The sequence below is a fragment of the Providencia sp. Marseille-Q8014 genome (assembly GCF_965112055.1).
Genome location: NZ_CBCOPT010000001.1, coordinates 101,393 through 124,120, shown reverse-complemented (window position 1 = coordinate 124,120; position 22,728 = coordinate 101,393). Strand labels below are relative to the sequence as shown.

Annotated in this window: 18 protein-coding genes and 3 pseudogenes; 13 read left to right on the top strand and 8 right to left on the bottom strand. The window is 41.4% G+C overall.

Annotation, left to right across the window (positions count from 1 at the left end; genetic code table 11):
- Positions 1-37: 37 nt before the first annotated feature.
- A pseudogene (locus ACWPW6_RS00525) lies at positions 38-391 on the bottom strand (NADP-specific glutamate dehydrogenase); the annotation flags it as partial.
- Between the two features lie 344 nt (positions 392-735).
- Between ACWPW6_RS00525 and ACWPW6_RS00520 the strand changes: the two are divergent.
- From ACWPW6_RS00520 to ACWPW6_RS00475, 10 genes and pseudogenes are all read left to right on the top strand, one after another.
- On the top strand, positions 736-1,530 hold the full coding sequence (locus ACWPW6_RS00520; protein WP_154624591.1) for a class I fructose-bisphosphate aldolase: 795 nt from the start codon (positions 736-738) through the stop codon (positions 1,528-1,530).
- An 11-nt stretch (positions 1,531-1,541) separates the two neighbouring features.
- Positions 1,542-2,099 carry a glycerol-3-phosphate responsive antiterminator gene (locus ACWPW6_RS00515; protein WP_004916012.1) on the top strand — a complete coding sequence of 186 codons (558 nt, stop codon included), beginning with the start codon at positions 1,542-1,544 and terminating at the stop codon, positions 2,097-2,099.
- 275 nt (positions 2,100-2,374) lie between these two features.
- A complete protein-coding gene (locus ACWPW6_RS00510) occupies positions 2,375-3,916 on the top strand; it encodes an FGGY-family carbohydrate kinase (protein ID WP_072502633.1) in 1,542 nt (513 codons plus the stop codon).
- Positions 3,917-3,934: 18 nt separating this feature from the next.
- A complete protein-coding gene (locus ACWPW6_RS00505) occupies positions 3,935-4,696 on the top strand; it encodes an SDR family NAD(P)-dependent oxidoreductase (RefSeq protein ID WP_163860480.1) in 762 nt (253 codons plus the stop codon).
- A gap of 34 nt (positions 4,697-4,730) precedes the next feature.
- Positions 4,731-5,726, top strand: coding sequence for a 2-hydroxyacid dehydrogenase (locus ACWPW6_RS00500; protein WP_060561511.1), 996 nt, complete (start codon positions 4,731-4,733; stop codon positions 5,724-5,726).
- Between the two features lie 564 nt (positions 5,727-6,290).
- Positions 6,291-7,547 carry a PTS galactitol transporter subunit IIC gene (locus ACWPW6_RS00495; protein ID WP_154624588.1) on the top strand — a complete coding sequence of 419 codons (1,257 nt, stop codon included), beginning with the start codon at positions 6,291-6,293 and terminating at the stop codon, positions 7,545-7,547.
- Between the two features lie 405 nt (positions 7,548-7,952).
- On the top strand, positions 7,953-8,174 hold the full coding sequence (locus tag ACWPW6_RS00490) for a hypothetical protein (protein WP_196713935.1): 222 nt from the start codon (positions 7,953-7,955) through the stop codon (positions 8,172-8,174).
- Between the two features lie 5 nt (positions 8,175-8,179).
- Positions 8,180-8,794, top strand: a complete 615-nt coding sequence (locus tag ACWPW6_RS00485; protein ID WP_249999581.1) for an AAA domain-containing protein — start codon at positions 8,180-8,182, stop codon at positions 8,792-8,794.
- Between the two features lie 526 nt (positions 8,795-9,320).
- Positions 9,321-9,686 (top strand): annotated as a pseudogene (locus ACWPW6_RS00480) (serine hydrolase); the annotation flags it as partial.
- Positions 9,687-9,710: 24 nt separating this feature from the next.
- Positions 9,711-9,854, top strand: a pseudogene (locus tag ACWPW6_RS00475) (class I SAM-dependent methyltransferase); the annotation flags it as partial.
- Between the two features lie 59 nt (positions 9,855-9,913).
- Here ACWPW6_RS00475 and gdhA read toward each other — a convergent pair.
- Both gdhA and uspA read right to left on the bottom strand, forming a co-directional pair.
- Positions 9,914-11,245, bottom strand: a complete 1,332-nt coding sequence (gene gdhA / locus ACWPW6_RS00470) for an NADP-specific glutamate dehydrogenase (protein WP_154624239.1) — start codon at positions 11,243-11,245, stop codon at positions 9,914-9,916.
- Positions 11,246-11,509: 264 nt separating this feature from the next.
- The gene (uspA, locus tag ACWPW6_RS00465; protein ID WP_047756456.1) at positions 11,510-11,944 is read right to left on the bottom strand and encodes a universal stress protein UspA; all 435 of its coding nucleotides are present in this window, start codon (positions 11,942-11,944) and stop codon (positions 11,510-11,512) included.
- A 473-nt stretch (positions 11,945-12,417) separates the two neighbouring features.
- Between uspA and uspB the strand changes: the two genes are divergently transcribed.
- A complete protein-coding gene (uspB, locus tag ACWPW6_RS00460; RefSeq protein WP_154623236.1) occupies positions 12,418-12,756 on the top strand; it encodes a universal stress protein UspB in 339 nt (112 codons plus the stop codon).
- Between the two features lie 127 nt (positions 12,757-12,883).
- On the opposite strand, the gene pitA is transcribed toward uspB, so the two are convergent.
- Complete coding sequence (gene pitA, locus ACWPW6_RS00455; protein WP_154623235.1) at positions 12,884-14,371, bottom strand: inorganic phosphate transporter PitA; 1,488 nt, start codon at positions 14,369-14,371, stop codon at positions 12,884-12,886.
- A gap of 474 nt (positions 14,372-14,845) precedes the next feature.
- Here pitA and ACWPW6_RS00450 point away from each other — a divergent pair, with 474 nt between their 5' ends.
- Both ACWPW6_RS00450 and ACWPW6_RS00445 read left to right on the top strand, forming a co-directional pair.
- Positions 14,846-16,045, top strand: coding sequence for a BaiN/RdsA family NAD(P)/FAD-dependent oxidoreductase (locus ACWPW6_RS00450; protein WP_163860477.1), 1,200 nt, complete (start codon positions 14,846-14,848; stop codon positions 16,043-16,045).
- Between the two features lie 512 nt (positions 16,046-16,557).
- Positions 16,558-17,256: a pirin family protein gene (locus tag ACWPW6_RS00445; RefSeq protein WP_154622044.1), complete on the top strand. Its 699-nt coding sequence runs from the start codon at positions 16,558-16,560 to the stop codon at positions 17,254-17,256.
- A gap of 60 nt (positions 17,257-17,316) precedes the next feature.
- On the opposite strand, the gene pckA is transcribed toward ACWPW6_RS00445, so the two are convergent.
- The 4 genes from pckA to ACWPW6_RS00425 all read right to left on the bottom strand — a co-directional run bounded on the left by pckA (position 17,317) and on the right by ACWPW6_RS00425 (position 22,681).
- Positions 17,317-18,936 (bottom strand): phosphoenolpyruvate carboxykinase (ATP), encoded by a 1,620-nt coding sequence (gene pckA / locus ACWPW6_RS00440; protein ID WP_154622045.1) that lies wholly within the window; start codon positions 18,934-18,936, stop codon positions 17,317-17,319.
- 204 nt (positions 18,937-19,140) lie between these two features.
- Positions 19,141-20,013 carry an Hsp33 family molecular chaperone HslO gene (gene hslO / locus ACWPW6_RS00435; RefSeq protein ID WP_154622046.1) on the bottom strand — a complete coding sequence of 291 codons (873 nt, stop codon included), beginning with the start codon at positions 20,011-20,013 and terminating at the stop codon, positions 19,141-19,143.
- Positions 20,014-20,125: 112 nt separating this feature from the next.
- Positions 20,126-20,536, bottom strand: coding sequence for a ribosome-associated heat shock protein Hsp15 (gene hslR, locus ACWPW6_RS00430; RefSeq protein WP_154622047.1), 411 nt, complete (start codon positions 20,534-20,536; stop codon positions 20,126-20,128).
- Between the two features lie 51 nt (positions 20,537-20,587).
- The gene (locus ACWPW6_RS00425; protein WP_247046855.1) at positions 20,588-22,681 is read right to left on the bottom strand and encodes an IgaA/UmoB family intracellular growth attenuator; all 2,094 of its coding nucleotides are present in this window, start codon (positions 22,679-22,681) and stop codon (positions 20,588-20,590) included.
- Positions 22,682-22,728: the final 47 nt, after the last annotated feature.

The window sequence follows — 22,728 nt, the reverse complement described above, 5'->3', positions numbered from 1 at the left end:
TTATCTCCGCCCTTTCGCGTATGTTTAAACTAAATAATTACAAAATACCCTGTGCAAGCATTGCATCTGCGACTTTAACAAAGCCCGCAATGTTTGCGCCTTGCACTTGCGCCTTGCATATAATTAGTTTGTTTGGCTTCACCACCGAACTCGACGCAGTGGTTATGGATATCTAACATAATATGATGCAAACGCGCATCAACCTTCTCAGCTTTCCAACCCATACAAGCCGCATTTTGCGCATTTCTAAACCTGACGTTACAACACCACCGGTGTTCGCCGCTTTACCTAGCGCAAACAATACGCCAGCTTCAAGGAAAAGCTCTGTAGCTGGGATGGTTGTTGGCATATTTGCCCCTTTAGCAACGGCTTTCACACCATTTTTGATGATATGTCAAAAAGTTTAACGCGACACTTATCACAATTTTGCAACATCCATTAGACAACGCAAACTTGGGTATGGTAGAGATAATAACCATACCCAGTTTATTAAACTTAGTTAATTTACACCCAGCTAACTTTAATAAACTGACTGACAGATTAATTTTCCGATTAAAATCATCTAATAAGAAAATTACCTATCAGTATGAAAAAGAAGTCATCAAATACCGATTAGGTTTTCTATTTTTCTAAGCCGAAAAGAAAAACAGAAAACCACAGGGTCAGTGAACTGAAAGCCCTCAGAGATCAAAACGGTCTCTGAGGGCTTTTTTTATTTTTTATAAAGGAAATATTATGTCTAAACAACGCCGTTTATCCAAAATTTTTGCAAAAGATGGTAAGTCCGTCACACTGGCACTCGACGGTTATTTTTTCTCCACCAAAACTGCTGGCATCGATAACACCATCAAGAAAATGCCTGAACTGGCTGCTAACGGTTTAGATTGCGCCTTAATCACTTATGGTATGGCAAGAAACTATGCAGATGCCTTTAATGATGTTTCAATCGTGCTACGTGTTGATTCTACGGTAAATGTGTATGACAACAGCGTGCCTGATACCCAACAAGTTTTTGGTGCCGAAGAAGCACTGAAAATAGGTGCTGATGGCATGGTATGCATGACCTTCCCGGGCGCATTTAATGAAGAGAAAACTCACGCTATGACGGCAAGATTGGTCAAACAAGCTGAGCAATGGAATATGCCATTTATCGTTGAATCACTGCCATACGGCTATGCAGTCACGAGCCCTGAATCCAATGAAGCCAAAGTGATTGCTGACTCTGCGCGTATTGCGGTTGAGTTAGGGGCAGATATCATCAAAACACGTTTTTCTGGCACACCAGACGACTATTTGATTGTCGAAGCATCAATGGTACCGGTTTTAGCACTCGGTGGACCAAAAACCGATACACTGAGTTATTTCAAATTTGTTGAACACTGTATGAAGATGGGAGCCAAAGGCGTTGCTGTCGGCCGTAACATCACTCAAGACCCTAACCCTGTCGCGATGGTGGCTGGCCTTAACGCTATCATCCATCTCGGTGCATCACCTGAAGAGGCATTTGCGCTCTATCAAAATAAAAATTAGGAATTATTAGCATGAATTTAAATAACACCATCATCCCATCGGTTCGCAACTATAAATATTTCGAGCGCGCACTTGCTAGCCACTCTGAATATATCTTATTGCCGGACGCCGATATCGGCAATTTACAGTCGATGATTGGGAAATGCCATAAAGCGGGAAAAAAGGTGTTAGTCCATTTGGAGTTATTAGGTGGATTTAAACCTGACCAAGCTGGCGTCACCGTATTAAAGAATTTTTATAAGGTGGATGGTGTTATTTCATCAAATTTTACCGCCCTACGTTACGCAAAAAAAGAAGGGTTAGACACCATCTTTCGCGTATTACTCGTTGATTCACGCTCACTAGAACAGGCCAGTAATATGGTCAAAAACTATTCCGTGGATGTCGATGCGATCGAGTTATTACCTGCTGAATATGCTTGTACCTGTTTTGATTTATTAAAACGCAGTTTTAACCAAGCCAATACGCAATTTATTGCAGGTGGCTTTGTTAAACGAAAATACTTAGTTGAAAAGATTTTTTATACCGGTTTTAACGGCATTACCACCAGTGAACATACATTGTGGTAATTAAAGTTTGAGTTGTAAACCCTACGCCAACACCATTACAACTCAAATAATTAAAATAATGATAAACCCAAAATATACGCTCTACAGCGATTCAACATAAAACAATAGAGCTGTTGTATGAAATATCTGTGGTGTAACAGCCACCCAAAATAGTTCGTGCTACAGCTAGGCGGTAAATGAGGATATCCCAGGGAGCATACATAAGTATGTGACTCGGGTAGCCAAATACAGCCAACGACGCTGTGGTGCGAAATATGAAGGGTTAGAGGAGTTCCATGAAAAAATATATCTTAGGAATTGATAATGGCGGCACTGTGACCAAGGCTGCTATCTATAACCTCGAAGGCCAAGTACTGGCTATTGCGTCCAATACCACTCGGATGATCACCCCAAAACCCTTTTTTACTGAAAGGGATATTGAGGAGTTATGGCAATCTAATTTACTCGTTATCAAAGAGGTACTTAAAAAATCAGTTATTGATGCTGCCGATATTATTGGCATCTCAGTAACCGGTCATGGCAATGGTCTCTATTTAGTTGATGAGCAGGGAAAACCCACTCGTAATGGCATTATTTCAACAGATAATCGTGCCAAAAAATATGTTGAACAATGGTATCAATCACCTAAATTCGAAAGTGAAATTCTACCTAAAACCATGCAATCGATTTGGGCAGGCCAACCTGTCGCCCTACTCGCTTGGCTGCAAGATAATGAACCTGAAACACTAGAAAAGGCGCGTTACATCTTTATGGTGAAAGATCTGATCCGCTTTTATTTGACGGGTGAAGCCACACAAGAGCTGACCGACATCTCAGGTACTAACTTGATTAACGTACGCGATCGTTGCTACGACAATGAACTACTCGCTTTCTGGGGTGGGCTATCGTGGAAAGATAAACTACCGCCAATCAAGCTATCAACTGATTGTTGTGGCCGTATCACAGAAGAAATCGCTGCACTGACTGGCCTTAAAGCAGGCACGCCAGTTTCAGGTGGCATCTTTGATATTTCCGCTTCGTCATTGGCTTCAGGTATCAACCAAATCAACAAATTGGCGATTGTTGCAGGAACCTGGAGCATCAACGAATACGTCACCGACAAACCGGTGGTTGATAAAGATTTGTTTATGACGTCGATTTACCCGATGGAAAATCGTTGGCAAATTACTGAAGCCAGCCCGACATCTGCCAGTAATTTAGAATGGTTTATCACCCAATTTATGGCGGCAGATAAGCAGCTTGAAGAAGCCAAAGGCAGTTCAGTGTATGAACTGTGTAACCAATTAGTGGCTTCCACCACGCCAGATGAAAGCCAATTGATGTTCTTCCCGTTTGTTTTTGGTTCCAACACCATTCCAGATGCCACTGCCGGTTTTGTTGGTGTCACCAGTTTCCATCAACGCGCTCACTTCCTCCGTGCTATCTATGAAGGAGTTGCATTCAGTCACCTTTATCATGTCGAGCGGCTGCGCCGTATTAATCCACAGTTGAGCAATGTGATCCGCATCGCGGGCGGTATTACTCACTCACCCGTTTGGCTACAAATTTTTGCCGATATCTTCCAGAGCCAATTAGAAATCGTTGATGTGAAAGAGCACGGTACCCTTGGTGCCGCCATGACCGCAGCGGTGATGGAAGGCTATTTCCCCGATGTTTTTGCGGCTTGTGATGCGATGGTAAAAGTGTCTGAAGTGATCCATCCACAAACGGATAAACAAGCGGTTTATGCCAAAAAATACGCCATGTACAAACGCATGTTAGATGATATGCAACCGACATGGAAATCACATAACCCCCAGCAAACCATTGATGCTTAAATAAGGAGTTAGTTGTTCATGGAACTCAATTTACACGGTAAAAATGCGCTGGTCACTGGTGGGGCGACTGGACTAGGACGTGAGCTGGTGCAATCGCTGGTAAAAGAAGGCGTTAACGTCTGCTTTACTTATCGTAGCCATCCAGAAGCCGCATTAGCGCTAGTTGAGGCGCTAAATGGTTTAGATGGGACTGAGGTAGTTGCTATCCGAACCAACTTAGGCGACAGCCAAGAGATTGATGCATTATTTGAGCAGGGGCTCACCCATTTCAAACAATTCGATATCCTGATTAATAATGCAGGTATTTGGCCGACAGGGATGGTCGCAGATATTACACTGGAAGAGTGGGATAACGTGATGAACATCAACCTAAAATCCGTTTTCCATTTAAGCCAATTATTTATCAATCAATGTTCAAATAAGCAAATCACTGGCTCAGTGCTCAACATTACCTCGCAAGCAGCGTTTCATGGTTCAACGACTGGTCACTCACACTACGCCGCCAGTAAAGCGGGCTTAGTCGCCTTTTCAATATCACTGGCGCGTGAGGTTGCCAAACAAGGCATTAATGTTAACAACATTGCAGTTGGCATTATGGATACTGAAATGATCCGCGGCAACCTAGAGAAAGACCCACAATATTATCTGAACCGAATTCCTGTTGGGCGTGTCGCCTCCCCTGCTGAAATCGCGGATATTGGGGTGTTCTTGGTTTCAGAAAAAGCCAGTTATATGACGGGAGCAACCATTGATGTGACTGGTGGGATGTTAATGCGCTAAGCCCATAGGGCAACAAAAAATTTTGGAGAACAACATGAAATGTCTGGCAATTGCGGATTTATTTATTGATAAACCAACCATGGAGGCTGGGCTAGAAAAGCTACGCCAACAAGGTTATGAGGTTATCGTTCGTCAGTGGGCACACCCTTCTATTGAAAAACTGCAAGAAGATAACTTGCAAGTTGAGCAACACGGTGCGGAAGCGGTGATTTTACCAGCGGATTTATATGCGGATTTACAAGATGTTGAGTTAGTGATCACCCAGTTCGCCCCTGTGAATAAAGCAGTAATCGATAAACTACCAAAACTGAAATATATCGGTGTATTGCGTGGTGGCATTGAAAATATCAATAAAGAATATGCCGAGAACAAAGGCATTAAAGTAATGAATACACCAGGGCGTAATGCACGCAGTGTGGCTGAATTTACGGTTGGCATGATGTTGGCTGAAACACGTAATATTGCACGTGCACATGATGCATTGAAGGATAAATATTGGCGTAAAGATTTCGTCAACGCGGATGTGATCCCAGAAATTGGTGGAAAAACCATTGGGTTAGTTGGCTTTGGCCATATTGCTCAACTGGTGGCTAAATTCCTTAAAGGCTTTGATACCAACGTCATATTTTACGATAAATACGTTGACGCTGTTGACGGTTACACCAAAGTTGATTCACTTGAAGATTTGGTTAAAGTTGCCGACATTATTTCGCTACACGCACGTTTATCCCCAGAAACACAAAACTTGATCAACGAAAAACACTTTAAATTAATGAAACCCACCGCCGTAATAGTGAATACCGCGCGCTCAGGTTTAATTAATGAGCGTGATTTGCTGCAAGCACTCAAAGAAAAACGCATTATGGGTGCCGCTATCGATACCTTTGATGATGAGCCATTAAAAGAGGAGAGCGAATTTTATTTATTAGACAATGTGACCATCACACCGCATATGGCAGGTAGTACTTTAGATGCATTCAGCAATACGCCAAAACTATTTGCTGAGATATTTTTAAAACAACAAAAATAATTAATTTAACGAAAAGAACATCGGCAAAAAATATAAAAAATAAACGATAGGGTGAAACCTGTCAGGGCCACCCTATACCCTACAAAAACAACCTTATGTATTTTGAGTAATTATAAACCACAACTTATTTCACTATCAGGTTTATTTTTTTATTCAATACGCAGTAGGTAAATACTCTAAATAGTTCGCGTTGTGGCTAGGCGACAAGCAAACGAGTCGCTAGGGCATACATAAGTATGTAACTAGGGTTCGTAAATGAAGATAGTAACGCCACCGCGCGAAATATGACGAGCATATAAATACTCTAAATAGTTCGCGTTGTGGCTAGGCGACAAGCAAACGAGTCGCTAGGGCATACAAAAGTATGTGACTAGGGTTCGTGAATGAAGCCAACAACGCCACAGCGCGAAATATGACGAGCATATAAATACTCTAAATAGTTCGTGTTGTGGCTAGGCGGCGATTGAGCGGATCCCTAGGAGCATACAAAAGTATGTGACTAGGGTTCGTGAATGAAGCCAACAACGCCACAGCGCGAAATATGACGAGTATTGGGAGAAAGACATGGATATAATCAACAATATCATCGGGCTGGGCGCATCGGTTATGATGCCAATAATATTTTTCATTATTGCATTATGTTTTGGCGTTCGCGTAGGCACCGCTTTTAAAGCGGGTATGTTAGTCGGCATCGGTTTTGTTGGTGTTGGCTTAGTCATCAACTTATTACTATCGAATTTAGGACCCGCCTCGCAATCGATGGTTGAAAAGATGGGTTTAAACCTTACCGTGGTTGATACGGGTTGGCCTACTGCCTCCACCATTGGCTGGGGCTCACCGATTATGGTGCCAGTTGTACTAGGCTTTATTGCGATCAACTTAGTGATGGTTTTATTTAAGCTCACAAAAACCATTAATATTGATATCTTTAACTATTGGATATTTTTATTAGTCGGTTCTGTAGTGTATGCGGGTACTGAAAGCTACTGGCTATCAATTGGTATCACTTATGTGATCTTTATTGCCACTTTGGTTGCGGCAGATATTACTGCACCTTATCTACAACGTAATTATAATTTACAAGGCATTTCCTTCCCTCATCTGACTTGTATTATGTATGTACCGTTTGGCATCGTGACAAACTATATTATCGAGAAAATTCCAGGGTTAAATAAAATTAACCTCGAACCCGAAACGATTAATAAAAAATTCGGTGTATTCGGTGAACCATTAACATTAGGCTTTATTTTAGGTTTGGTATTAGCATTGATGGCAGGCTATCCTATCAGTGAATCTGTTGCACTCGCCGTGACCGTGTCTGCGGCAATGTTACTCCTGCCTAAAATGATCGAAATTTTAGTCCAAGGTCTGTTAATTGTTCGCGATGCCGTTGAAGCAAAATTGAAAAAGAAATTCCCTAACCGTGATTTCTATATTGGCATGGATACTGCACTGTTAATTGGTGAGCCTTCCGTGTTGGCAACTGGGCTATTACTGATCCCAATGGCGATTGTGTTAGCTTTCGTACTACCGGGCAACAAAGTATTACCTTTCGTTGACCTTGCTTCATTGATGTTTTTATTAGCTATGGTGACACCATTCTGTAAGCGTAATATGTTTAGAATGTTTATCTGTGGCACATTAGTCCTAACATCCATTTACTATGTGGGAACCGATATTTCCACGGAATATACGCAAGCTGCGGTGAATTCGAATATCCCAGTACCAGAAGGAATTTCAGAAATGACCAATATCGTGGGTGGAGCAACCACACCTGCGGGCTGGGCAGCAGTAAAAATTGGCGAATTAATCGCTAAGTAATCCTCAATTAACAGCTAACTATAACTTCTCTTAGTTAGCTGTTTTATTTCAAATACTCACCAGCGCTACGGGTAACCAATTTCCCTTCTCTCTTCTTTATAAATACCCTCACTCACTACAGTTTTAGGCCGAGAGCATTCATAACGTGAAGTCTATAAAATTCATTTAATTTAAGTTAATCTTGGTAACTATTAAAATATTTTAAACAATGACAAATGGAAAAATAGGCATTCGAAACCTCTACCAATAGATATTTTAAGTGGTTGGCAACGTATAGCATTTTTTTACCCTTATTCGCCCGATATTAATCACAAGAAAAAATTATCTATATCCCGAAAAGTGCTTACAGAAAACAAGAACAACCAATTACCTTGGCTTTGTGATAAATACCGAGAGCAATATAAAATGCCTAAAACAACCGTATTTATTCTTTACCTTGGTGAGTTTGATAAAAATCTAAGTAATTCGCTCATTCAAGATATTGTCGGTTCAGAAACAGGGCAAGCTAAAGAAGAGTGCGAACAACGTTTCAGTAATGAAGAAGTAACCATCTTTGCCATTGGAACCCACAAACTTTCTCAATCCAACAAATTGCGGATCACATCAATTCATGGGGCTGTCAGTTAGAAGTCATGAATAACCCGATTTGGATTGGTATTCTTTTATGGGTACACCGCCATTGTATTGAACCTATGTTCAGCCTTGCCAATAATAGGACTGACAATGACCGTATGACCCATGCGGATTCAAAGGACGACATTCTCAGCCTCTCCATCAATGACAAGCTCAAAAACCATGAAGTTGTATCAAAGGGGAATACGGGTAATAAACAATACCGAGATAGCCATGGCAAAGGCCTATTCATGTTATTATCTCGCCTAATGCAGGAAAATATTACGCTACAATCTATTTATGTGATCACACCTTTTAATGCGGTTAAAACTGCATTAATTGAATTACTCAAGGAAACAGATCTACCAGCTATACAACAGCCAGTGATTAAAATCACACCAGAAAAGGTCAACCATTGGGCCAAACATAAGATTGGCGCCGTGCATACCTTACAAGGTAAAGAAAATGATACCGTTATTTTTGTACTCGGTTGCAGTATCGGTGAAGAGGGTGGCGCACAATGGGCAGCGAGTAAGCCCAACCTAGTTAATGTCGCTCTAACACGCGCCAAGAAATATATTTTTGTAATTGGTGATCCTGATGTATGGGCCATCTACCAAGCTTTTCAGATGTAGCCAATACATTGCCAAAAGAAATAGGCACTTTGGAATAACTCATTAAATAGGCTCTAGAAGCTGATCGTATTATGGTGAGCTTCTAACCAAGTCATCACGTTAAACGGCTAAATCAAATATAAAGTAATACTCATTGATATGCTTAATTAGCTAACACTACAGAAAATCACTCTCGATTTAAAAAGTACTGTTTAATAGTATGCCGCAGCCATTGATGTGCTAGATCCCTGTCTAACCGTGGGTGCCATGCTTGAACAATAAACACCGATTCCAATTCAAGCAGCAAGTCGATCTCTACCAACGGAAAGCTTAGCGGACTTCATTGCTTATCCCAACCCTCTTTTCCCTGTTGGAACACAATTTGATTATTGTAATACGGGCTATTTTCAAACCATTACAAATGGATAATACCTTTATAGTGGGATCGTACCCCGTCCACACCACAATTGCTCGTGGGTACCGTGAAAACAATGCATGTGGCTATCAATTAAGTGAAAGTCTTTAGACTCAAACCGGTAATGGTGCTGTTCATTCAAATGTTTTAGATTTAATGAAATGGGGTGAAAATGACACCAGTGGTAAAGCCAGAGGCAAAGCACTAGTCGAGAAAATGCTTCAGGCATTACCGGCTAGAAATAGGATAGGTAAAGCCATTGAACACCATCAAAAATATGCCTATGGCATTATTATTTCACAACACTTCGGCATCACACATTTCGAGCATTCAGGAGGCTGGGATGGCTGGGTTACCTATTTTTTACGTTTACCTGATTTAGGCTTAACTGTCGCTGTTTTGGCAAATATTGAAGATTTCGACACGCAAAAGATGGCTTATGAGATTACCGATATCATTTTGACTCAATCTACGGAATTCCATGACGACCATGATTAATAATGAGTGCAGTGGTCAACAAAAATTGCTCCCGCTTTAGCCTTAGCTAAACGTCGTGTCGTGGTGAAGCGACCTGATTATGCTGAGCCCCTTGCTGGTCAAAAAGCCCCTTCCGCGGTCTTAACCAAAAATCATCGATTCGATATTTATCCCTGTATTAAAACATAACGACGAAGGGCGTATATTACTGTTATCTCCGCCCTTTCGCGTATGTTTAAACTAAATAATTACAAAATACCCTGTGCGAGCATTGCATCTGCGACTTTAACAAAGCCCGCAATGTTTGCACCTTGTACATAGTTAGTTTGTTTTGCCTCACCACCAAACTCGACACAGTGATTGTGGATATCCAGCATAATATGGTGTAAACGCGCGTCCACTTTTTCGGCTTTCCATCCCATGCGAGCCGCATTTTGCGCCATTTCTAAACCTGACGTTGCAACACCACCGGCATTCGCCGCTTTACCTGGCGCAAACAATACACCAGCTTCAAGGAAAAGCTCTGTAGCTGGGATGGTTGTTGGCATATTTGCCCCTTCAGCAACGGCTTTAACACCATTTTTGATTAGTAGCTCCGCCGCTTCAAGATCTAACTCATTTTGAGTCGCACACGGTAGAGCAATATCAACAGGTACACACCATGGTTGCTTACCAGCCAAATAAGTTAAACCAAACTCTTTTGCATAGGCCTCAACACGACCATAGCTATTTTTGATTTCTTCTAAACGAGCAAGCTTTTCTGGTGTAAAGCCAGCTTCATCGACCACCGTACCGTTTGAGTCAGAAGCAGTAACAACTTTTGCTCCCAGTTCCATGCACTTTTCAATGGTATATTGAGCGACGTTACCAGACCCCGATACCGCAACACGCATTCCTTCAAAACCTAACCCATGACGTTTTAGCATCGCATTTGTGAAATAGACAAGGCCGTAACCGGTTGCTTCTGGGCGAATTAAGCTTCCACCGAAAGAAAGTCCCTTGCCAGTAAAGACACATGAGGTGTCATTAGAAAGCTTTTTCATCATGCCTGCCATAAAGCCAACTTCACGGCCACCAACACCGATATCACCAGCAGGTACGTCAGTATCCGCCCCTAAATGGCGATATAATTCGGTCATTAATGATTGGCAGAAACGCATGACTTCACCATAACTTTTTCCTTTTGGATCAAAGTCAGAACCTCCCTTACCTCCCCCCATTGGCAATGTCGTCAATGCATTTTTCAATGTTTGTTCAAAGCCAAGAAATTTTAGAATGGAGAGGTTAACTGAAGGGTGAAAACGCATACCGCCTTTGAATGGGCCGATTGCAGAGCTATATTGCACACGCCAAGCTCTATTTACCTGTACTTTGCCTTGATCATCCACCCAACAGACACGGAATTGGATCACTCTTTCCGGTTCTACGAAACGTTCAAGTAGTGCTTGCTCACGATATTTAGGGTTATTTTCTAAGAATGGCCAAAGCGAGGTAAACACTTCACGGACAGCTTGTAGGAATTCAGGTTGCTGAGGATCTCTTTTTTGTACAGACTCCAGAAATGATGATAATGAACTCATCGGCGCCTTCCTTTTTAAATTTTTTGTTGTGATATTCCTCACTCTTTCTTGTGATAATTTTTTAGGAAATGTGAGGTTGATGTGCATTTGCCTATTGAATATATCATTAGTTTGTATTCAAGTTTCAAGCTTTTTTTTTACTCTAACGCAAAAAAATTTCTTGACCCTACAATAGTTAACTTAATTTAAATTTTTTTTAGCAAAAAAAACGCCTGCATAAGCAAGCGTTTTTAGCGAATAATTTTTCATTTTTAACTGAATCGATTATTCTTCATCGTCATTCAGTGGCACAATCAACATATCAACATGAACTGTATTGATCAACTGGCGAGCCGAAGACATCAACTTACTCCAGAAATCTTGGTGATGACCACACACGACTAAGTCCATATCGTATTTTTTGATTGCATCAACCAAAACTTGGCCTAAATCACCGCTACCGCTCAATGTTTCTTGGATCTCATAACCTGCACCAGCAGAAAGATCTTTTAAAGCGTTACGAGTCTCGTCCGTAATACGTTGCTGCATGTCGCCCAAATTCACATCGATTAAACCGGTGTAAAGATCTGAGTAATTCACATCAACATGGATCATGGATACTTTAGCCCCGTAAGGTTTTGCCATTGATACGGCTTTATCCAGTAATACTTTACTTTCAGGTGATAAATCTACCGCTACGAGAATATGTTTGTACGCCATAAAGTCAACTCCTTCCGAATGCTGATTTTGTGATAAGTTAAGAGCCTATGCGAGTTTAGCCTCTTAACTCACCAATCGCTTATAAATACTATACCCGCATACTATGGCACATGAGTGTCGTTTTGATCACATCTGTGCAGATTAGACGCGTTAATCTTTCATCACATAATATTTTAGAAAACAATAACATCATCTATCCAATATTAATATATAAACAAGAATGATGTGTGATATTTTTCAATATAAACAAGTAATAACTAAATTCTTAGCCATTCATCCTAACATTACGCTTTTCCACCCAATTTCACTTTCTTTTTCACTCAAATAGCAATAAAGATCGCTCAAAAATACTTCTATTTGTACTTTTTTTAGGCCGCGCATTATCCTACAATGGATAATAAATTGGTTTACACTGTGTTTGCTTTATTTCCTTTGTAACAACAGCGCAAGCTGATATACCTAAGGAGGTGAGTATGTTCAGTATGGTTGCCTTGTTTTGGGCCTTATGCATCTTATGTATCATCAATATGATACGCTATTTTTCTTCTATTCGCGTTTTGCTTTATATCCTACGCGATACTGATCCCTTACTTTATCAGTCCGTTGATGGTAATGGGTTTTTCACCACTCATGGTCAATTAAACAAGCAATTAAAGCTCGTTCGTTATATCAACAATAAACACTATCTCGACCATTTTGACCCTGAAGTTATATTGCGATGCGATAGGATTCGTAAGCAATTTTTACAGATCAGTCAACTTAGCATCTTAGTCGCTGTCAGTTTAATTTATCTGCTTTTCTTTGCCGCTTAACAGCCAAGCAAAACTCACTAATTACCCAACATTTTTTAAAGCAAAAAAATAGTGATGAACTTATTAGCTCATCACTATTATCGTTATTCATTTTGTCAGCTATACAGTAGAAAACGCTTACTCTGTACTAAATGATCATCAATGCAATCCAGTATAATCCACCGGACAAGCCGATAGAAACAGGTAGTGTCAATAACCATGCCAAAGCAATGCTCTTAATTGTTTTGCTCTGTACACCACCGCCATCAACGACCATGGTTCCAGCCACTGCCGAAGATAGAACTTGGGTGGTAGAAACAGGCATTCCCGTATAACTTGCAACACCGATTGAAACCGCGGCGGTAACCTGTGCGGACACACCTTGTGCATAGGTCATGCCTTTCTTACCGATTTTTTCACCAATCGTCACAGCAACACGTTTCCAGCCAAACATTGTTCCGATAGACAGCGCTAACGCAACGGAAATGATGATCCACAATGGTGCATATTCAACGGTATACAATAGGTCATTGCTTAGCTTTTTCAGTAAACTAGCATCTTGTGAGCTGGTTTCTGGCAACTTAGCAACGGCATTCGCTGTATCTGAGATACACATGAGTAAACGGCGCATATGGTTGCGCTGCTCTGGTGTTAACTCATCGTAGCTTTGAATACCATTCAGCAATTGTTGTGCTTGATTTAGAACGATAGGTGTACGTGAGCTATCGCAATGGAACTCTTCACCAATCTCATCAGTACCCGTAACCGTCGGCGTATTTTCAATCGCATGGTTTAAGGCTGGTTTATGTGTCTCATAGTATTGTTGTAAATGTACAACGGCATCATGAGTTCTTGCGATCTCATAACCACTTGAGTTCATATTGACGACAAAGCCCGCGGGTGCAACACCAATCAATACCAGCATGATAAGACCGATGCCTTTTTGCCCATCGTTTGCACCATGAGAGAAACTCACGCCAACTGCTGATAGGATCAATGCAGTACGCGTCCAAAATGGTGGCTTGCGCTTACCATCTTTTTTCTCACGTTCTGCTGGTGTTAAGTGAATACGGCGACGCTTTTTGGTTCCACTCCAATAACGGCGCAAAACAAAAATCATCAATCCAGCGATCACAAAACCAATAGCAGGAGAAAGGATAAGGGACATGAAAATACTGATCATTTTAGGTATATTCAACGCATCAACGATGGATGAATCAGTCACGATTGCGTTGGTTAAACCAACACCAATGATCGCCCCAATCAATGTATGAGAACTTGATGCGGGGATACCAAAATACCAGGTTCCAAGGTTCCAGATAATTGCAGCCAGTAGCAATGAAAAGACCATTGCGAGGCCGTGAGCTGAGCTCACATTAAGCAAAAGGTCTGTCGGCAGCAAGTGAACAATCGCATACGCAACGCTCAAACCTCCGAGCAGAACACCAAAAAAGTTAAACACACCCGCCATAACAACCGCAAATTGCGCTCGCATTGCACGGGTATAGATAACCGTTGCTACCGCATTCGCGGTATCATGGAAGCCATTTATTGCCTCATAGAACAGCACAAATAACAGTGCCAGTACTAACAATAGGCCTGTGTAAAATTCCAAACCTGTAAAAAGATGTAGCATAGACGTTAAGCCATTTTATGTTGGTCATGAACGCGGCGCATTATCAGTGACAAACGCTAGCGGTGGAAGCAAAATCTAACCTTTTTTTGATTTCGCTACTGTGAAAAAAAGTACAACATGGTCATTACCCTATATTTATCAGTATATTACACAATTTGTTTTTATTCTGATTTTTTTAAACTTTTTCGTTAGAATTTCACCCAAATTAGAGTGAATTCATCTTTTTTGGCGAATATCTAACAACCTACTGATTTTTTAGATGCGCCATAAATCGATTTTTAGCGCAAGCTAAAGGCTTAGTCATAAGCAACAAAGTAAGCCCAAAAGTTCAGCAGAACCTAATTATAATATGTATTCAAGACTTTTCATTAGTTGTTGTATAACGAGCCACATGATAACCATTGAAATATAATTTGATACGATCACTTACTGCGTAAACGTGTTTAACATCAACTAGATAGAGAATTTTGTATTGTGAAAAATTATGACGTCATTATCCTTGGTGCAGGTGCTGCGGGACTGTTTTGTGCATCATTAGCAGGAAAACGAGGGCTAAATACACTTGTATTGGATAACGGAAAGAAACTCGGTAGAAAAATTCTCATGTCAGGTGGCGGGCGTTGTAACTTTACCAATATTTATGCCGATCACAGCAATTACCTATCCGCAAATCCTCACTTTTGTAAGTCAGCACTTGCTCGCTATACACAGTGGGATTTTATTGCGTTAGTTAATAAATACAATATTCCCTATCACGAAAAAACACTCGGTCAGTTATTTTGTGACAATAGCGCACAAGATATTGTCGACATGTTAGAAGCTGAGTGCCGTTCACCCAATATCACCGTAAAATTACGCAGCGAAGTAACCCATGTTGAGAAAACCGATGATGGTTTTATTGTTACTGCAAACGGAAATGAAGTAAGTACACACTCACTTGTTGTGGCGACAGGGGGGCTGTCGATGCCAGGCCTTGGAGCAACACCATTTGGCTATCGACTCGCAGAGCAATTCGGTCACCCTATTTTACCGACTCGTGCTGCCCTCGTTCCTTTTACGCTACATAAGCCGCTATTAGAAGCCTTACAAGTTCTTTCTGGGGTGTCAGTCGCCGCCACCGTGACCGCCGCTAACGGTACTCTGTTTAAAGAAAATATTCTATTCACCCATCGTGGACTATCTGGTCCTGCTATTTTGCAGATCTCAAGCTATTGGAACCCAGGTGAATATGTAAGTATTAACTTACTTCCTGAGCACGATCTCATCGACTATTTGAGTGAAGAGAAACAGAATCACCCAAACCAATCACTCAAAACAACGCTCAGTAAGCTATTACCTAAGCGATTAATTGAAGTCTTACAGGCTCAGGGGCAAATCCCTGATTGCGCACTGAAACAACTTAATCATCCACAAATCGAAGCATTGCATCATAATTTGCATCAATGGCAAGTCCAACCCAATGGTACCGAAGGTTATCGAACCGCAGAGGTGACTTTAGGTGGGGTGGATACACGGGAACTCTCATCGAAAACCATGGAATCCCTCAAAATAAAAGGGTTGTATTTTATTGGCGAAGTGGTCGATGTTACAGGTTGGCTTGGTGGCTACAATTTCCAATGGGCATGGAGCTCCGCTTCTGCTTGCGCTGAAAGCCTCCCCTTTAACGCAAAATAAACGAAATAGTAGACGCCCTACGATAAATTGTAGGGCGTTTCCCCATAATTCGACAAAGGCGATTTACGCTTTGCAGACGCATAATACCCTTACTCTTAGTGTGTCTCGTTCAAAAATCTCGTTTTAACAAAAAAAATTTAATCCATTGAAAAATAATGGATATTTTTAATTTTTATAGAAATCATATAATTGCAGATTTTATTATAATTTATCTGATTTTGATTAAAAAAAACGCTTTACAAACGATAGTGATAACTATTATCATCAAATCACTTCCTCGACATAGCTTATACAGCAACTGTCTTGGCAGTACGACATTGCTCACATTGCTTCCAGTGTTTAGTTTAGCCAGCTTAGTGCTGGCTATTTTTTTATCTATTCATCTCATTCAAATTTTTTGGATCCTAAGGTCAAACCTGTCTACTTCTCTCTTTTGCCAAGTTAGCTAAACTGTCAGCAATACATTTAGCGCACCTCAGCACAAATAGGGGCGCTTTTAAGGAGATGACACAATGATCTATGTACGTAAAGCGAATGAACGCGGCCATGCTAATCATGGTTGGCTAGACAGCTGGCATACCTTTTCGTTTGCTAACTATTATGATGAACAGTTTATGGGTTTCTCCGCGCTCCGTGTCATCAACGAAGATTTTATCGATGCTGGTCAAGGTTTTGGCACTCATCCCCATAAAGACATGGAGATCTTAACTTATGTTCTTGAAGGTACGGTGGAACATAAAGACAGCATGGGTAACATGGAGCAGATCCCAGCGGGTGAATTTCAAATCATGAGCGCCGGTACAGGTATACGTCATTCAGAGTACAATCCAGATGATAAAAATCGTCTTCACTTGTACCAAATTTGGATTTTACCTGAAAAGGCGGGTATCGAGCCTCGTTATGAGCAAAAACGCTTTGATTCTGCGGATGGCAAGCAATTAGTCCTCTCGCCAGATGCAAGAGAAGGTTCGTTAAAAGTCTATCAAGACATGACATTATGGCGTTGGGCATTACCCCAAGACGAGACACACACCTATACGCTTGCAGATAAGCGAGTTGTTTGGATCCAAGTGGTCAAAGGCACTGTTGAGGTGAATGGCCAAACCGCAACAACCAGCGATGGTTTAGCCATTTGGCAAGAAAACCAACTGACGATTAAGGCAAGTGAAGATAGCGAAATCTTACTGTTCGATTTACCTGCCGCTGAATAATGTTTCAATGTCAAAAAGGCCCTCAATTGAGGGCCTTATCTTTTAAAACTCAACACGTTATTACAGTTTAGGACCTGCTTTAACCAGAGCCTCACCCGCTGGGGTATCTGTATACTTATCGAAGTTTTTCACGAAACGGTCAGCTAAATCTTTCGCTTTCTCATCCCATTGTGCTTTGTCAGCGTAAGTATTACGTGGGTCAAGAATGTTGGTATCTACGCCCGGTAATGCTGTTGGCACTTCCAGATCAAAGATAGGCAGTTTAATGGTATCTGCTTTCTCGATATCACCGCTTAAGATAGCGTCAATGATGGCACGAGTATCTTTAATAGAGATACGCTTGCCCGTACCATTCCAGCCTGTATTCACTAAGTAGGCTTTCGCACCCGCAGCTTCCATACGTTTAACTAATACTTCTGCATATTGTGTTGGGTGCAAGGACAGGAATGCTGCACCAAAACAGGCAGAGAACGTTGGTGTAGGCTCTGTTACGCCACGTTCAGTACCGGCTAATTTCGCAGTGAAGCCAGATAGGAAGTGGTACTGAGTTTGTTCTGGCGTCAAACGTGAAACAGGAGGTAATACCCCAAATGCATCCGCCGTTAAGAAGATAACTTTAGTGGCGTGACCCGCTTTAGAGATAGGTTTAACAATATTTTCGATGTGGTAAATAGGGTAAGAAACACGGGTGTTTTCTGTTTTTGAACCATCATCAAAGTCAACACTGCCATCGGCCAGCACTGTGACGTTTTCTAATAATGCATCACGCTTGATAGCACCGTAGATGTCCGGCTCAGCTTCTTTAGATAGGTGGATAGTTTTCGCATAGCAACCCCCTTCAAAGTTGAACACGCCATCATCATCCCAACCATGCTCATCATCACCAATCAACTTACGTTTTGGATCTGTAGACAGCGTCGTTTTACCTGTACCAGACAGACCGAAGAAGATCGCCACATCGCCCTCTTCACCAACGTTAGCAGAGCAGTGCATGGACGCAATGCCTTTCAGTGGAAGCAGGTAGTTCATCATTGAGAACATACCTTTCTTCATTTCACCGCCGTACCAAGAGCCACCAATTAGCTGCATACGTTCAGTTAAGTTGAAAGCAACAAAGTTTTCTGAATTCAGACCTTGTTCTTTCCAATTTGGGTTAGTGCATTTTGCACCATTCATCACAATAAAGTCTGGTTCAAAACCAACCAGTTCAGCGTCAGTTGGACGAATGAACATATTTTTTACGAAATGCGCTTGCCAAGCCACTTCCGTGATAAAACGTACTTTTAAGCGGGTGTCTGCGTTCGCACCACAGAATGCATCAACAACAAACAGGCGCTTACCTGACAGTTGTTCAGTGACCAAATGCTTTAAATGACTCCAAACTTCTTGGGTCATTGGTTTGTTATCGTTTTTACCTTTACCTTGGTCTGCCCACCAAACGGTATCACGGGTCACATCATCACGTACAATATACTTATCCTTTGGAGAACGACCTGTAAAAATACCGGTATCAACAGCGACAGCACCTAGTGTGGTCACCGTTCCACGCTCATAGCCTTCTAATCCAGGTTTAGTTTCTTCCTTGAACAACAGCTCATAACTCGGGTTGTAAACAACGTCAGCTACATCGTGAATGCCGTACTGTTCGAGTTCCTTAGGGGTAATACTTTTAGCGCTCATTATTATTGCTCCTGGTAATCATAACTAATCTACAGATGATCATAATTCTTTACGACTAATTAACAGCGATAGCTATCAAAGAATTGAAAATGTATAATTTTTTTTAATTCATTATGAGACTTAGAGCACGTAATAAGCCTTTAAAATTATAAAAAAAGGGTGCAAAATTGCACCCTCGTCACATAATTAGGTTGCTAAATCGTATCAGTGAAGTTGCTGATTTTGCACATTTTTTAACCCTTGAATATCGGATTCAATAAATACGTAGTGTGAGCCACAATATTCACACTCCATATCAATTTTTCCATCTTTTTGCAATATATCGATAACATCTTCTTCAGGTAACGTCATTAAGGTACTTTCACAACGCTCGCGTGAGCAAGTACAGCGAAACTCGACCGATTGCGGGTCATACAAAGTCACATCTTCTTCATGATAAAGGCGGTGTAGCACTTCTTTGACATCCAGTGCGCTCAGCTCTTCACCTTTAATCGTTGCCGTGAGTTGCACTAAGTGATCGAAAATATCATGGCTATCTTCATCGGCAGCCGGTAAAACTTGCAGTAACATACCACCAGCAATGGCCTTACCCTCTGACTCACCTACGCGGATAAATAAACGAGTAGGTAACTGCTCTGACTGCATGAAATAAGCATCAATACACTCTTCCAGCGTTTCACCTTCAATCGCAACAATCCCCTGATAACGTTCACCTTGATTTGGCGTGATCGTAATGACCATATAACCATTACCAACCATCTGCTTTAAGGTGCTTCCTGCCACAACAGGACCATTGATACGAGCAACGCCACGCATTTGTTGTAAGTTATTGCCATTAATCACTGCCAAGTTCACAGGGCCATCGCCTTGAATTTGAACAGTAATATCACCATCAAACTTTAAGGTTGCAGTCAGCAGACTCGTTGCAACAAGCAATTCACCTAATAATCCTTTAACGGCATCAGGGTAATCATGATTATTCAGGATTTGCTGAAATGTCTCGTCAACATTGATCATTTCCCCACGTACAGCATGTTGTTCAAACAGGAAACGGTGGAGTAGGTCTTGTTTAGCCATAATTTCTCTCTATTACTGATAAGGGGTTTTTGCCTAGAGGACTAAGCGACAACCTCTCTTGATTAAAACACGTTTAAATCGAATAAAATTGACCCTTCCGCGTCAACCGCCCTTAGGATGAACCGTGGGAGTTCGATTGTTTAAATTTTAGTAAGGTACGACGTTCTTTTTTATCTGGGCGTCGTTCAGGATGAGGCATCGTTAACGCATTCATCTTTCGTGCTTGCTGGACTTTTTCGCGCTGTTCGAGACTTTCTTGCGTTTCACGATAAAGCAATTGCGCCTCCGGTGCTCCTCGGCGCTGGCTACTTATCTCTAAAACCTCAACCGTTCGTTCATCATTCCCTTGCCTTAGCCTGATCAGCGCGTTTAGTTCGACTATTTTGCCCGGCTTCGTTCTTTGCCCATTATAGTGAACTTTTCCACCATCAATCATATCGCGAGCGATAGAACGTGTTTTATAAAAACGCGCTGCCCATAACCATTTATCAAGGCGAACCTGTTCTGTTGGTGGTTGTTTCATGATGTTATCCTCAATGCCAATCTTTAAAATGAGGCCTCCATCATTTAGACGTTATCTTTGATGGGAGAGATTGTCTGCCTCAAAGCACTTATCATAATACTGTTGAATATTACGTAAGCGCTTTTTGTTATTCATGATACGGATTATCACTAAAGTGCCGTTTAGTATCACACAAGCAGCGAGAAAAAGCGCAAATAAGGAGCTACTGACATACCGAGACAATACTTGTTCATCAGGTTTACTATGAAGCGTGATATGCAATGTCCCATTCGCATCGGTCGATAAATTGGTGATGATACCTTCAATATCGAATGGCGTATTAATAAGCAAGCCTGCTATTCGTTTCAGTTCCATCCAACGTTGCAGAGGAGTCATATCATTAAACGTGCTTCCCACGATAAAATCGACTAATGCCTTATTTTCATCGCTAATTAACAGCACACCACCAGGTGGGGGGCTATTAAGTTTTGCGGCCTCTTTTTCCACTTCGCCTTTGATAAACTCATATGTGGTGACTTCAACAAGGTTTTCCAAGGCCTCGGCGCTTCCTGCGCGTAATAAAACATGCGCACCGCTTAATTTACCGGTGGACGCTTTGACCACTAACGTTCCCCAATCATCTGTGCTGCCTAGGTTTATGAGGGCGTTTTTCAGTTTGGAGCACGCATTCTCTTCGTAACATAATTCATTCGTTCTCAATATTATTTCAGAAAAATCAAAAATAATATTCATCCCTGATTTCATAATGTCACGTTGTAATCGGGGGTTAACGCCAACACTGTTTTTATCAGGATGCAATTGGCTTTGCACCGTATTTAACAATCGAATGGCCCGCTCTACAATTTCTGATTCTGGATCCGGCGCTAAATTCATATTGTTCCAATAAACACCTGAACAATCAAAAGGCGCAAACTGGGCATGATTCGAGTCAGATAAATTGGGGGGGCGATAGCACATTCCAACCCCTTTCGCGACAAGACTATCACCAATCTTCAACTTGCGGGTTTCCAATTCAGCCACATTGGTGACTTTCACTTTCTCCGAGCCTTCAAGCCATGCAACGCCAAGTTTTACGGGTAAGCACATGGATTGATAGGAAAACATCAAAATTAGAACCAATAGCCCCGTTGCGAGTACCAGTAGATTTTTTTTATATCGACGATAGGGGTAATAGCGTTCCTCTTCATGCAATGACAGGTATTGTCCATGCCGTAGAACTTGCCCTGAGGCATACATATCGATATTTGTCGCTTTATCCAATTCATGATGGATATACGGCTCCCAATGGGGTGGATAATAAAGATCTGTACCACCAATAGATACCGTTGATGATTGTCTTTTATCTAATTCACCATACAGTTCCCATCGCTTCGGTTGCCCAAAAACACATTGAACATCTTGAAATTTTTTAGGAAAAACACGAAACCGAAATAGCGCCAGCAACCCAATAACAAAGCAGAGAAAAGCGCCTACAAATCCCCACGACTGCACAACAGGAATTGCCACTAACGCTAAATACCCAAGTAAGAAACTGAGGCAGATCAAAATAGCGCCAAACCAACCTGAAGAATGATTTAGCTGATGTTCTTCTAGTGTCTCCTTGCGTACACGCAATAGCTGGACATTAGGCTCCCCTCTTTCATGAATAGCCGCCTCTGGCGTCGTGACTTCAGTCGCTTCTTCTGAAGACCATTCATAACTAAAATCTTTTAGCGAAAAGCCATTTAGCGAAATAATTAATGGCAAATGGTTAGTTTCCACTAACTCCATGACATTTTTTTGCTGTAAATAAGGCTCAAGCTGCTCGGGAAGTTTAACCTCAATGGTATCAATAAAATAACGCCAGCCATTCGTCTGTTCTTGCCGTAAATTAAAGCGAGTCACCGAATTACAGACGGTGGCAATCACGGCATTTTTCTTCAATTGCCACGGATTTTGCTCAGAGCCTTGGGGAGAAAAAAGATTGGTGCGTAAGTACTGTGAGATAATCTGATAATCAGAGTCGATCATCTTGCGAAAAGAGGGTTCAGCCTGAGAAGGGATCTGATAGACGCCAGAATTCCGCCCCCGCCTGAAATACAGAAAGGAAGCCATTATAGTTAGGCTAATTATTACAATAGCCGTTATAATGACGTAATTAAGCATTTTTTCCCCAATGAAATAATATCAAGAAAAGCATAGCAATCACTACG